General features: G+C 52.2%; 14 protein-coding genes. 1 reads left to right on the top strand and 13 read right to left on the bottom strand.

What is annotated here, in order from left to right; translation table 11 throughout:
- Positions 1-9: 9 nt before the first annotated feature.
- The 11 genes from leuD to E5354_RS09320 all read right to left on the bottom strand — a co-directional run bounded on the left by leuD (position 10) and on the right by E5354_RS09320 (position 8,876).
- On the bottom strand, positions 10-606 hold the full coding sequence (gene leuD / locus E5354_RS09370; RefSeq protein ID WP_135947288.1) for a 3-isopropylmalate dehydratase small subunit: 597 nt from the start codon (positions 604-606) through the stop codon (positions 10-12).
- Between the two features lie 14 nt (positions 607-620).
- Positions 621-2,015 carry a 3-isopropylmalate dehydratase large subunit gene (leuC, locus tag E5354_RS09365; RefSeq protein ID WP_135947287.1) on the bottom strand — a complete coding sequence of 465 codons (1,395 nt, stop codon included), beginning with the start codon at positions 2,013-2,015 and terminating at the stop codon, positions 621-623.
- 25 nt (positions 2,016-2,040) lie between these two features.
- Positions 2,041-3,537 (bottom strand): 2-isopropylmalate synthase, encoded by a 1,497-nt coding sequence (locus E5354_RS09360; protein WP_123396440.1) that lies wholly within the window; start codon positions 3,535-3,537, stop codon positions 2,041-2,043.
- A 146-nt stretch (positions 3,538-3,683) separates the two neighbouring features.
- A complete protein-coding gene (locus E5354_RS09355; RefSeq protein ID WP_168353872.1) occupies positions 3,684-4,952 on the bottom strand; it encodes an ABC transporter permease in 1,269 nt (422 codons plus the stop codon).
- Positions 4,953-4,965: 13 nt separating this feature from the next.
- Complete coding sequence (locus tag E5354_RS09350) at positions 4,966-5,886, bottom strand: ABC transporter ATP-binding protein (RefSeq protein ID WP_123396438.1); 921 nt, start codon at positions 5,884-5,886, stop codon at positions 4,966-4,968.
- 16 nt (positions 5,887-5,902) lie between these two features.
- Positions 5,903-6,745 (bottom strand): 50S ribosomal protein L11 methyltransferase, encoded by an 843-nt coding sequence (gene prmA / locus E5354_RS09345; RefSeq protein ID WP_123396437.1) that lies wholly within the window; start codon positions 6,743-6,745, stop codon positions 5,903-5,905.
- 39 nt (positions 6,746-6,784) lie between these two features.
- Positions 6,785-7,072 (bottom strand): hypothetical protein, encoded by a 288-nt coding sequence (locus tag E5354_RS09340; protein ID WP_123396436.1) that lies wholly within the window; start codon positions 7,070-7,072, stop codon positions 6,785-6,787.
- The gene (locus E5354_RS09335; RefSeq protein ID WP_123396435.1) at positions 7,069-7,446 is read right to left on the bottom strand and encodes a phage holin family protein; all 378 of its coding nucleotides are present in this window, start codon (positions 7,444-7,446) and stop codon (positions 7,069-7,071) included. Before E5354_RS09335 ends, E5354_RS09340 begins: the two co-directional genes overlap by 4 nt.
- Before the next feature lie 98 nt (positions 7,447-7,544).
- Positions 7,545-7,745: a YtxH domain-containing protein gene (locus E5354_RS09330; protein WP_123396434.1), complete on the bottom strand. Its 201-nt coding sequence runs from the start codon at positions 7,743-7,745 to the stop codon at positions 7,545-7,547.
- A 28-nt stretch (positions 7,746-7,773) separates the two neighbouring features.
- On the bottom strand, positions 7,774-7,971 hold the full coding sequence (locus E5354_RS09325; protein ID WP_123396433.1) for a YtxH domain-containing protein: 198 nt from the start codon (positions 7,969-7,971) through the stop codon (positions 7,774-7,776).
- Positions 7,972-8,069: 98 nt separating this feature from the next.
- Positions 8,070-8,876 carry an alpha/beta hydrolase gene (locus E5354_RS09320; protein WP_123396432.1) on the bottom strand — a complete coding sequence of 269 codons (807 nt, stop codon included), beginning with the start codon at positions 8,874-8,876 and terminating at the stop codon, positions 8,070-8,072.
- 90 nt (positions 8,877-8,966) lie between these two features.
- Between E5354_RS09320 and E5354_RS09315 the strand changes: the two genes are divergently transcribed.
- Positions 8,967-10,835 carry an ABC-F family ATP-binding cassette domain-containing protein gene (locus E5354_RS09315; RefSeq protein ID WP_123396431.1) on the top strand — a complete coding sequence of 623 codons (1,869 nt, stop codon included), beginning with the start codon at positions 8,967-8,969 and terminating at the stop codon, positions 10,833-10,835.
- 9 nt (positions 10,836-10,844) lie between these two features.
- Here the strand turns inward: E5354_RS09315 and E5354_RS09310 are convergent, their stop codons facing one another.
- Together E5354_RS09310 and E5354_RS09305 are read right to left on the bottom strand one after the other, a co-directional pair.
- Positions 10,845-11,849 carry an iron ABC transporter permease gene (locus tag E5354_RS09310; RefSeq protein ID WP_135947285.1) on the bottom strand — a complete coding sequence of 335 codons (1,005 nt, stop codon included), beginning with the start codon at positions 11,847-11,849 and terminating at the stop codon, positions 10,845-10,847.
- 8 nt (positions 11,850-11,857) lie between these two features.
- Positions 11,858-12,994: an ABC transporter substrate-binding protein gene (locus E5354_RS09305; protein ID WP_135947284.1), complete on the bottom strand. Its 1,137-nt coding sequence runs from the start codon at positions 12,992-12,994 to the stop codon at positions 11,858-11,860.
- Positions 12,995-12,996: the final 2 nt, after the last annotated feature.

The raw sequence follows: 12,996 nt of genomic DNA, 5'->3' as shown, positions 1-12,996 counted from the left end.
GTCGTGTGATTAATAGTTGTCGCGTTTGCTCTCCCATGCCACGATGTCGTCCTTGCGTGTCAACAGATAGTCGATGTCGTCAAGGCCGTGCATGAGGCAATGCTTCTTATATCCGTTTATCTCGAATGATTCGGAATTCCCGGTCGACAGATTGGTTATCGTCTGTGACGGCAGGTCGACTTTCACCTCGGCCTTGGGGTCGGCATTTACGGTGTTGAACAATTCGTTAAGAAACGGCTCGCTCACCACTACGGGCAACACGAAGTTGTTCAACTCATTATTCTTGTGAATGTCGGCGAAAAAGCTCGACACCACTACACGGAATCCATAGTCGTGGATGGCCCATGCCGCATGTTCACGGCTCGAACCGCAACCGAAGTTCTTTCCTGCAAGAAGAATACGGCCCGAATAGATGGGGTTGTTCAGGGGAAATCCGGCAATGGGATTGCCCTCCGAGTCAAACCGCCAGTCGCGGAACAGATTGTCGCCGAAGCCCTCGCGCGATGTCGCCTTAAGGAAACGTGCAGGAATTATCTGGTCAGTGTCGATATTTTCCATCGGCAGTGGAACGCAGGTGGAAGTGATGACATCAAATTTCTCTTTCATAACTCTACTCATTATTAAAGTTTGCGGGGATCGGTGATAACTCCCGTGATTGCTGCTGCGGCTGCCACAAGCGGTCCGGCGAGCACTGTTCGCGCACCGGGCCCCTGACGGCCTTCAAAGTTTCGGTTGGAGGTCGACACGGCAAGTTTTCCGGCAGGAACCTTGTCGTCATTCATTGCAAGACACGCCGAGCATCCGGGCTCGCGCAACTCAAATCCCGCATCGGCAAGTACACGGTCAAGTCCTTCGGCCTTTATCTGCTTTAGCACAGCCCATGAGCCGGGCACGAGCCAGGCCGTAACATTGTCGGCCTTGCGGCGGCCCTTTACTATTGAAGCGAAAGCGCGGAAGTCCTCAACGCGGCCGTTGGTACAGCTTCCGAGGAACACATAGTCGACCGGCACACCCTCCATCTTCTGTCCCACCTTGAACTCCATATAGTCAAGCGACTTGTCGTAGGAAAGCTGTCCGGCTTCATCATCACCGTTGTAGGCCGGAATCGTTTCCGAAATTCCCATGCCCATTCCGGGATTGGTACCGAAGGTTATGCGAGGCTCTATATCGGCGGCATCAAACACCACTTCCTTGTCAAATGCGGCATCGTCGTCGCTGCGCAGCGTGCGCCAATAGGCCTCGGCCTTGTCCCAGGCCTCGCCCTTCGGAGCATATTCGCGCCCCTTTATATATTCAAATGTAGTGTCGTCGGGGGCTATCATGCCGCCACGGGCACCCATCTCGATCGAGAGGTTGCACAATGTCATGCGCCCTTCCATCGACAGGTTGCGCACTGCCTCGCCGGCATATTCCACAAAGTAACCTGTGGCACCGCCGGTGGTCATCTTCGAGATGATGTAGAGGGCCATGTCCTTTGCAGTCACCCCGTCACGAAGCTTTCCGTTGACGGTTATGCGCATTGTCTTGGGCTTGGGCTGAAGGATGCACTGCGAGGCAAGCACCATCTCCACCTCGCTTGTTCCGATGCCGAAAGCCACGGCACCAAATGCTCCGTGAGTCGAAGTGTGGCTGTCGCCGCACACTATAGTGTAGCCTGGAAGCGTAAGTCCGTTCTCCGGCCCTATCACGTGTATGATTCCATTCTTGGGATGACACAGTCCGAACAATGTAAGCCCGAACTCATCGGCATTGCGCAGAAGAGTTTCAACCTGCTTGCGCGAAACTGGATCGGCAATGGGCTGATCCTGATGCATAGTGGGCACATTGTGATCGGGCGAGCATATCGTACGCTCGGGTCGGAACACCTTCAATCCACGACGGCGAAGTCCGTCAAATGCCTGCGGTGTCGTCACTTCATGACAGTAGTGCCTGTCGATATAAAGCTGTGTCGAGCCACCTTCAATGACATTTACCGCATGGGCGTCCCAAACCTTGTCAAATAAAGTACGGGCCATAAGTCGTTATTGTGATTCGTTTTTATTAATGTACAATTTTGTTTATCGCATCGATGAATGCCTCGGCACTTGCGGCTATGATGTCGGTGTTGGCCGAGAATCCGTAGTAGCTTACGCCCTCGTGTTCCACCGTCATGTGTACCTTGCCGATATCGTTGCTGCCCTTGTTGATAGCCTGAATAAGGAACTCCTTTACAAGCATGCGGCGATGGATTATCTGCTTTATGGCGGTTATGGCGGCGTCAACGGGGCCGTTGCCCGAGGCACAAGCCTCAAACTTTTCACCGGCGATGTCCAGTCCCACCGAAGCAACCGACTTGACACCAACGCCCGATGTAACCTGGAGGAAGTCGAGTTTCAGTCGATGTGAAGCCTTGTGGTGTTCACCGGCAAGCATCATCACGTCGTCGTCGTTGATCTCCTTCTTGCGGTCGGCCAGGCGAAGGAATCCTTCGTAAGCCTTGTCGAGCGCCTCCTTGCTAAGCTCGATGCCGAGCACATGCAGGCGGTGCTTCAAGGCGGCACGGCCCGAACGCGCGGTGAGCACGATTGAGTTCTCGTCGACTCCCACTTCCTTGGGGTCGATGATTTCATAGCTCTCACGATTCTTGAGCACGCCGTCCTGATGGATGCCCGAGCTGTGGGCAAATGCGTTGCGTCCCACGATAGCCTTGTTGGGCTGAACGGGCATGTTCATCAAGCTCGACACCATGCGGCTTATGCCACACAGCTTGGTGGTGTTGATGTTGGTCGTTATGTCGAGCTCCTTGTGGGAACGGAATATCATTGCCACCTCCTCAAGCGAAGTGTTGCCGGCGCGCTCGCCGATACCGTTGATGGTAACCTCGGCCTGACGGGCACCGTTGGTTATACCCGATATGGTGTTGGCGGTAGCCATGCCAAGGTCGTTGTGACAGTGGGTGGCTATGGTGACGCGGTGAATGCCGTCGACATGCTCCATGAGATACTTGATCTTCTCGCCAAACTCCCACGGCAGACAGTAACCCGTAGTGTCGGGAATGTTGACTACGGTAGCTCCGGCCTTTATGACGGCCTCGACAACACGTGCAAGATACTCGTTATCGGTGCGTCCGGCATCCTCGGCATAGAACTGGACATCCTCGACAAATCGCTTGGCATACTTGACACAACCTATGGCACGTTCAAGTATCTCTTCGCGATTGGAGTTGAACTTATATTTAATGTGGTAGTCCGATGTTCCTATTCCGGTGTGAATGCGCTTGCGCTTGGCATACTGCAACGCATCGGCTGCGACCTTTATGTCGTTTTCAACCGCACGTGTCAGCGCACATATAGTGGGCCATGTCACCGATTTTGAAATTTCAACCACCGAATTGAAGTCACCCGGACTCGATACAGGGAAACCGGCTTCAATTACATCCACGCCAAGCTCCTCAAGGGCCTTGGCGACCTCGATTTTCTCGACAGTGTTCAATTGACATCCCGGCACTTGCTCTCCGTCACGCAAAGTAGTGTCGAAGATAAACAGTCTATCGCTCATATATTAATTCTTGTTTTATCTGAAAAAGTTTTGCAAAATTAGCACCATTATGCGACATAATCAAGCAAATACCGAATATTCGCACCATTTTCGCTATAAATTGCAATATTTAATGTCATTTTCCTTACGATTTGTTCACGGCAGCGTTATTTTAGCCAACGCAGCATGTCCTTGAACGAAACCTTGCGGCCATACATCAATATGCCTATGCGGTAGATGCGTGATGCGAGGTAGACAAGGAGCAGCGCGGTGCCGTAGAGCAATCCGAGGCTCAGCGCAATCTGCCATACGGGAACTTCGTAGGGCAGCCTTATCATCATCACAATCGGCGATGTAAAAGGAATGAGCGAGCACACGACTCCAAGCTGACCGTCGGGATTTTCCATGCACGACTGACCCACAACCATTGCGATTATTATTATCATCATCACCGGCATCGTGTACTGATTGGCATCGCTCTGCTGGTCGACAGCCGAACCGAATGCGGCAAACAGCGATGCGTAGAGCAGGTATCCGCCAATGAAGTATAGGACGAAGATGCCTATCAGTCTTACCCAGTTCACACCCATTATGGCCTGGATTATCTCGGAGGCTTCGCCCTGAGGCACATCAGGTATGGCGCCGGCCGTCATGTCGGTAGCCGAGAACGCGCTTCCTATGCCAAGCACAAGCGATACGATGCTCACAAGCACCACCCACACGGCTATCTGGGTCAATCCCACCAATGCCACACCGAGTATCTTGCCGAGCATCAGCTCTATGGGACGGCATGAGCTTACGATTACCTCAACGATGCGGTTGGTCTTCTCCTCGACAACCGAACCCATGATCATGGCTCCGTACATGAGCACAAACATATAGGTCATGAAGGCCAGTATCAATCCTGTAATCAACGCTATCTCGCTCGATGACACCGACTCCTCGCCGTCCTCGTTCCATGTGTGGCTCTTGACGTTGACATTGACCTTGCAGGTCGATATTATATTGTTAAGCTCGGGTATGTTATACGATGCTATGCGGTTATCGGTCATGCTTGCGTTAAGACACTCCTCGATGCGCTCGGAGAGCGACATCTTTATAGGCTTCTCGGAGTAGACATTGACCGTAGTCATTGAATCGACATTGGCCGGAATCACAAGGAAAGCGTATATGTCGCCGTCGGCCTTGTCAAACTCTCCCTTCATCGACCCGATTTCCATGTCGGGCATCACCTTGAAAGTGTAGTCCTCGTTGTCCTCAAACACGTTGCCATACTGTCCGCTGCGGTCAACCACCGCCACAAGCCGGGCATCCGACTTGTTGAACTCGGAAAGTATTATGGGGACGGCCATGAAAGCTATCATTATTATGGGAACGAGTATTGTTGTCACGATAAACGACTTCTTTGCAACAATCGACAAATACTCGTGTTGCATCACTAAAAACAATCTATTTCTGTCCATCGCCTTGTGTTACTGTTTCGATAAAAATTTCATTCATTGTGGGTAATAGCTCGTCGAAGCCGAGAAGCGTGTATTCACGGTTGAGCTGATCGACCACCTCACGCATAGTCACTCCGGGCTTTAGGCGTATCACGGCCACACTGCCCGACATGGGGTGCTTCTCTATCGACTCCAGGCTGTAGAGGCTCTCATTGGGAGCAAGTACAGGCTCGGCGATATGCAACGTAAACAGATTTTTCTTAAACTGCTGGCGTATTTCATGGACATTGCCCTGCAGCACCACCTTGGCGTTGTTGATAAGCGTTATGTCGTCACACACCTCCTCGACCGACGCCATGTTATGGGTCGAGAAGAGTATAGTGGCTCCCTCGCGGTGCAGATTAAGAATCTCACGCTTCAGCTGCTCGGTATTGACCGGGTCAAATCCCGAAAATGGCTCGTCGAGAATCAGCAACCGGGGCGAGTGTACGACCGTGGAGATGAACTGCACCTTCTGGGCCATACCCTTGGACAATGTTTCAATCTTTCGGTTGCTCCATTCGGTAAGCTCAAATCGTTCAAGCCAGCGGAGAGCCGATGTGCGGGCATCGTTCTTCGACATGCCCTTCAGTCGTCCGAGATACACGATCTGGTCGAGCACCTTCATCTTCTTGTAAAGGCCTCGCTCCTCGGGCAGATAACCGATGTGACGCACTTCCGAAGCGGTCAACGGCTTTCCGGCAAGATATACTTCCCCGCTGTCGGGACGGGTTATGTGGTTTAAAATTCGTATCAACGATGTCTTTCCGGCGCCGTTGGGGCCAAGCAGTCCGTAGACTTGACCTTCGCCAACATCAAGCGTGACATGATCAAGAGCGCGATGACCGTCATACTGCTTGACCACATCCTTTACTTCAATAAAATTCATATTATCTATAACAAAATTACTTTTTTAATTCAAGACAGCTCCAACGCTCAAGCACCGTGTGCCCCACATATTCCAGGCCATGCTTGCGGGCCTCGTCAAGCACGATCGCAATGTCGTCCTCATAGAATCCGCTCAGCAGCATCGTGCCGCCTTCCTTCAGGCGGGAGGCGTAGACTTGGAGGTCGCCCACGATTATGTTGCGGTTGATATTTGCAAGAAACAGGTCGACAGGCTCCACACCGGCGAGTGCCGAAGCATCGCCGAGCACTACATTGATTTCAGGGTGACGGTTCAACGACACGTTTTCGACGGCATTGACATGAGCAAACTCATCAATCTCTATAGCCGTCACGGGGCCGGCTCCGCGCATGGCGGCAAGAATGGCAAGGATGCCTGTGCCGGTGCCCATGTCGATTACCGAACTCCCCTCAAGAGGCAGCTCGAGAAGACGGAGTATTATCAACGTGGTGGTCTGATGATGTCCCGTGCCGAAAGCCATTTTGGGGTCGATCACAATGTCGTAGGGCATTGACGGAATATCGGTGTGAAACGAACTGTGAATCACGCACTTTCCATCGACAGTTATAGGCTTGAAGTAGTTCTTTTCCCACTCCTGGTTCCAGTCACGCCCCTCAACGGTTTCACATTTCACCGTGACCGATGTGTCAAACGGCAGCTCGGCCGTCACTTCGTCAAGCACTTTCTTGTCAAAATCCTCAAGCTTTATGTAGGCGGTCATTCCGTTCTCGTCGGGTACAAAGCTCTCATAGCCATGTTCACACAACAACGCCGCCATGACATCGGTCATGGTTTCGTTACAAGGCGACATGTCGATGCGTACCTCGGTGTAATCATTCATTGCAAGTCAAAAATTTTTCCTGATTGATAATATTGGTGTCTATTTCTTGTGAAAGAATCGATATATCTTATGTATCTGCTTCCCGGCCTGAAATGCAAGCAGCGCATAGTCGAGCACTGAAAAGCCGGTCGACAGTTTCTTGAACAGATTTCCGGTCGATGACGTCATTGCCGCACTGCGGTTGTACATCTGCGAGGTCTTCGACATTATGCGCTCCTTCTCGACCTCGATTCTCACGTGATTGAGCGCACGCTGATAGCGCAACTCTTCGAGCGAGAAGCCCTGCCAGCCTTCGGTTTCGTTGTTAATATTCAAATTGGACTTCATGGCTTTTCAATCTCTTTGTTTTTAAAATCGGTGGGTGGAGTGAGAAACAGTCGCGAGAGGAACCGTGCGATGGGATTGACAAACAGCGTGGTGCGCAGTAAAACAGCCACAACCCCGAGCAGCAAATAGAATCCGCCGACAATCAAGAAGCACCAGGCGATGGGCAGCACCGACGCAAGCAGATAAACCACGGCTATCGAACAGAAAAACAGCGCACAAGCCGCAAGGATGAGAAGCACCACCGCCAGCACTCCGCTCGACAGCAGCACCGTGGTCTTTTCGGTCGATATAAGCTTCAGGTTTTCGGCATATAGTCGGGCCAGCCTCATGGCGTTGGCCAGCGTCGTCTTCAATTCTTCATTTTTATCGCCCATAATCAATAGTTGAAATTACATAGAGCGACATCGGCACACCTTGTCAGACGAGCCGATGCCGCTTATAAATTATTGAAATCTCGGCACTTCTATGACGGTTAGTCGTCAAGGTCGCGCGTAAGCTGTTCTACAAGTTCGTCTACATCGCTTTCGCTGCATATTATACCCTTGCTGCGAAGCAGTTCAACGATGCGCTTGCGCAGGTCGGCACCCTTTTCGGGAGCAAAAAGCAATGCGGCTCCGGCGCCTACAATGGCTCCGCCGAGAAATGCATATAGTATTCCAAGATTGTTGTTCATTGTTCTATTCAGTAAAGTATGTTATTAATTACTTGCCAATTTCTTCAACGATTTCGTCAGCGAGTTCTTCCATCTTGCTTTTGTGGAGCTTGATGCCCTTGCTCTTCAGGAACTCCATGATGTTGTCGCGTGTTGTGTCACCTTTTTCGGGGGCGAGAAGTAATCCTACTGTTGCACCGGCGATTGCACCGCCTATTACTGCTAAAACGATGTGTAATGGTTTCATTTTATTGATTATTTATTTGTTGATAATAGTATAACTATAGTAGTAACACTTAAAACCGAAAAAAGTAGCATCGACAGGCAAAAAATTTTACCTGAGTGTCACAACAGTCCGTCAAAGTAGTCGTTGAAAAATTCCAGCTGATAGTCGGTAAGCTCGTTCCAGTACTTGCTGTCGTGTACTCCCGGACTGTCGATGAAGTGGTGCTTCACTCCGGCCTTTTTCAATGCTTTATGAAACTCCTCGTTGACTTCAAAGAAGAAGTCGTCGCTTCCGCATGATATGATGATTGCCAGATTGGCTTTGGCAAAGTCGTCGATGTGGTTGGGCAATGCGTATTGCTCCCACCGCTCGGGATACTTCGACTTCGGCCCTATGGCATCCTTCATGTTCCAGTTGTTGGGGAACGGTCTTATGTCGACTCCCCCGCTAAGGCTGCCCACGGCTCCGAATGTGTCGGGGTGACGCATAGCCAGCCACAATGCACCCTGGCCGCCCATGCTGTAGCCGGTTATCGCGCGCTTGTCGCGTGACGGCAGCGTGGGAAAGTTATCGTCGATATACTTCACAAGCTCCTTGGCGGTGAATGTTTCATATTGCAGAGCCGGATTCACGGGGCTGTCCCAATACCAGCTGTTCTCTCCGCTCGGAATCACGATTATCATGTCACGTTCATCGGCTATGCGCTTGATTTCGGGCTTTACGCCGAGCCAGTTGTCACAGCCTCCGCCCCACCCGTGCAGCAGATACACCACAGGATGACGGCCTTCGGAGTCGGGTGTGATGACATTTACATCCACGTTTTTACCCATGACACGGCTCGGCACGCTCACCTTGCGCAATGTCGACGCACACATCATACCGGGGATTATGGTCAGTAATAACAGAAGGGTCAGATATTTCCTCATTGTTTAAGATTGGTTTATTGCAAATTTAAATATAATATTCCACACTATACCAATAATTATACGTAAGTTTGTACAAAATTTTAATGGTATATGGCCACAAGCTTCCTCCAGATTGACAATCTCACTAAAAGTTACGGCGACAGGATGCTGTTTGACGGCGTCACGTTTGGCGTATATGAAGGCGACAAGATAGGCGTTATCGCAAAAAACGGCACGGGAAAATCGACACTGCTCAACATCATAGCCGGCATTGAAAACGCCGATTCGGGCGATGTCACATTCCGCAACGGACTTAAGGTGGGTATTCTGGAGCAAACGCCGCGCTTCGCTCCCGGATCATCGATCATGGACGCATGCCTGCTCGGCGACAACGCGATGTGTCACGCAATCGCCGAATATGAAACCGCCCTGCTCTCGGGCGACAACGACAGGCTCAACGAGGCCATACACGGCATGGATGCAGCATCGGCATGGGACTACGAGGACAAAATGAAGCAGCTGCTCGGCCAACTGAATCTACACGACATAACGGCATCGACCGACAATCTTTCGGGCGGACAGGCCAAGAGAGTGGCACTCGCCCGCGTGATTCTCGGCGAACCCGATCTTATAATCCTCGACGAGCCCACCAACCACCTCGACATCGAGATAATCGAATGGCTTGAAAACTATCTGACACGCTCACGCGTGACATTGCTGATGGTGACCCACGACCGCTATTTTCTCGACCGTGTGTGCAACAAGATAATCGAAATCGACCGTCAGCAGATATTCACCTACGAAGGCAACTACGACTACTACCTGCGTCGCCGACAGGAACGCATCGATGCCATGACATCGGAGCTGGCAAAGGTGAAAAACACCCTGCGCAAGGAGCAGGAGTGGATGCGCCGACAGCCTCAGGCACGCGCCGGCAAGGCCAAGTATCGAATCGACGCATTCTACGACCTGAAGAAGCGCTCGCATGTCGACCTGTCGGACGACAACGTTGAGCTTAACGTGAAGTCATCCTACATCGGCTCAAAGATATTCGAGGCAAAGGGCATAAACAAGCGGTTTGGCGACAAGGTGATTCTCGACGACTTCAACTACACATTCGCACGTTACGAAAAGCTTGGAATAATAGGCCACAACGGAGCCGGCAAATCGACATTCATCAAGATGCTGCAAGGCATAGTGCCGGCCGACAGCGGAGAGTGGAACGTTGGCGAAACGGTGCGATTCGGCTACTACAGCCAGGAGGGAATCGAGTTTGACGACAACAAGCGCGTCATCGACGCAATCACCGAGATAGCCGAGGACATCGTGGTAAACGGCGATGTGCGTTACACCCCGATGCAGTTTCTCACCCACTTCCTCTTCTCGCCTACCGACCAGCAGAAGTACATCCACACCCTCAGTGGCGGCGAACGCGCCCGCCTTCACCTTGCGGCTGTGTTGATGAGGTCGCCCAACTTCCTGATACTCGACGAGCCTACCAACGACCTCGACATCATGACCCTCGGCATCCTCGAGGATTACCTCGCCAAGTTCAAGGGATGCCTGATTGTAGTGAGTCACGACCGATTCTTCCTCGACAGCATAGTCGACCATCTATTTGTGTTTGAGGGCGACGGTGCAATCAAGGATTTCCCCGGAGGCTACACCGACTACCGCACATGGCTCAATGCACAGCCCAAGCCTCAGGCCGAGGCCGAAAAGCAGGCAGCCAAAACGGTGCGCGAACGCCCCCGACGCAGTTCCGACAACCGCATGAGCTACAAGGAGATGCGCGAATTTGAGGCTTTGACCAATGAAATAGAGAAACTTAATGCCGAGAAGGCTGCACTCGACGCAGTGTTCAACAGCGGCGAGGTGGTCGACGACATTATTGAAAAGTCGGCACGATATGAAGAGATAAAGGCTTTGCTCGACGAGAAGGAGATGCGCTGGCTCGAGCTCTCGGAGAAGGATCAGTAACATGACGCATCAATGACGGCCGTGCCGTTCACGCAGTATCACATAAAGGATTACGGGAGCTCCCACAAGCGGCGTTACGGCGTTGATGGGAAGTATCGTGCTTTCAGGCAGCACGCACACAAGATTGCATCCGAGCGCCACGATTGCGCCTGAGATCAGGGTGGCCGGCATCAGCACCCGGTGATTGTCGGTGCGGAATAGCAATCGGGCTATGTGAGGCACGGCAAGGCCGATGAATGATATAGGCCCGCAATAGGCCGTGATAACGGCTGTAAGCAATCCGGTGGCAAGTAAAAGGAGGTTGCGCACACGACGCATGCTTATGCCGAGATTGCGCGCATAGTTGGAGCCAAGGAGTATTATGTTCAACGGTTTTATGAGCAGGAGAGCCATCACTATGCCGGCCAGCGTAATCAGGGCAAACAGCGGCAACCGGCTCAACGACACACCGTTGAAATTGCCCATTCCCCACATTACATAGCTCTGTACGCCGTCGGCCGACGACATGTAGTTGAGCAGCGATATTACCGACGAGGTCATGTAGCCCACCATTATACCGGTTATGAGCAGCATCAGGTCGTTCTTAAGCCATGACGAGAATAGAAGCAGGAGCCCCATGATGAGCATACTGCCCGCAAATGCCGCCGCCATGACGGCAACGTAACCGCCCACCGAATAGCCGCCGGCGCTTATCGTTCCGCCAAGAAACAGCATCACGATTGCAACTCCGAGGCTTGCGCCCGAATTGATACCGAGAATCGACGGACCTGCAAGCGGATTGCGGAATGCGGTCTGCAGCATAAGTCCCGACACGGCCAGTCCGGCACCGGCAAGAAGCGCTGTGACAGCCTGAGGCAACCGGCTGCCCGTGACAATGAACCGTGCGGCACCATAATCACCGTCATGTCCCAGAAGTATATCCGTGACATCGGCTGCCGATATTGCCACCGAACCGAAGTAAAGGTTCATCACAAACAGCAACAGAAGAGTGACAGTGAGTATTATAAACCGCATGACACCGCCTATTTTATGATTGAGAAATAGTGAGGCCAATCAGGATTGGTCAGCGACAGTTCGGGATGAATCACGCGCATCAGGTCGTTAAGCAGCCAGTGAGGATGAAACGGAACCTCCTCATAGTAGTGTCTGTAGTTGGTGTTACATCCATAGACCACTCCGCGTTTCCACGGCTCAAACTGCGAGTATATCGCATCGTCGGCGCTCAGCGAAGCGAGCGTCATGTCATCGGCCTGATTGTAACGAAGTATCCAGATGTCGGCATCCTGAGCGCCGGCAAGCACCTGCTCGGGCGACAGCGCGATGCTGCCCGACCGATTCTCATTGACCGAAAACGGATTGGCACCACCGGCATCGTTGAGGTAATGCGTCACGATGGAATTTACGCCCGGCACATACCACGCCTGGCCATACTTCTTGTCCATCATGACCTTGGGTCGGCGGGCAATCGAGTCAACCGCGCTCTTCAATGAGTTGTAGCCGTGTTCGGTTTCGTTGAACAGCTTTTCGGCTTCGTCGTAACGGCCGTAAAGCATTCCATAGAACTTCATCCACTCGGCGCGACCGAGCGGAGTCGTTTCCATATAGTCGGCACACTCGATCAAGGGTATTCCGAGCTGCTCAATCTTCCCGTAACCTCCCGAATTTTCGTAAGGCGACAACAATATCGCCTGAGGATGCAGCTCGATAATGCGCTCGATGTTGGGTGACATTCCGCTGCCGCAATCGGCGATAATGCCCGAGTCGATGCGCTCGGCAAGCCGCTGCGTATGGATGTACTGAGCGTCACACACGCCCGTTATGGCGTCGCCGGCTCCAAGCTCGCTTATGAGGCTGCTGTGAACCGATGAATACACAAGCGAACTCTCAAGAGGTGTGCGCACGACAGTCCCCTCGGGAAGGTCGGAAGGCATCTCCGTGTCCGAAGGCACCAGTATATATGTGTGCAACACCTTGGTGGTGTCCCACGGGTTACGCACCACTGCCACCGTGTAATCGCCGGCATCCTTCAGCGTTATGTTTTCGGCATAACGTAACGGCACATCGGGCAACGCCTCAACAATGACATTCTTGCCTCCGCCACTGCAAGCGGCAAGAAGCAAGAATGAAAAACAATATAAAAACTTTAATAATCCGGTCATCA

Source organism: Muribaculum sp. NM65_B17, assembly GCF_004793735.1.
Classification (GTDB): Bacteria; Bacteroidota; Bacteroidia; order Bacteroidales; family Muribaculaceae; genus Muribaculum; species Muribaculum gordoncarteri.
This window is presented reverse-complemented; position numbering and strand designations above follow the sequence as displayed.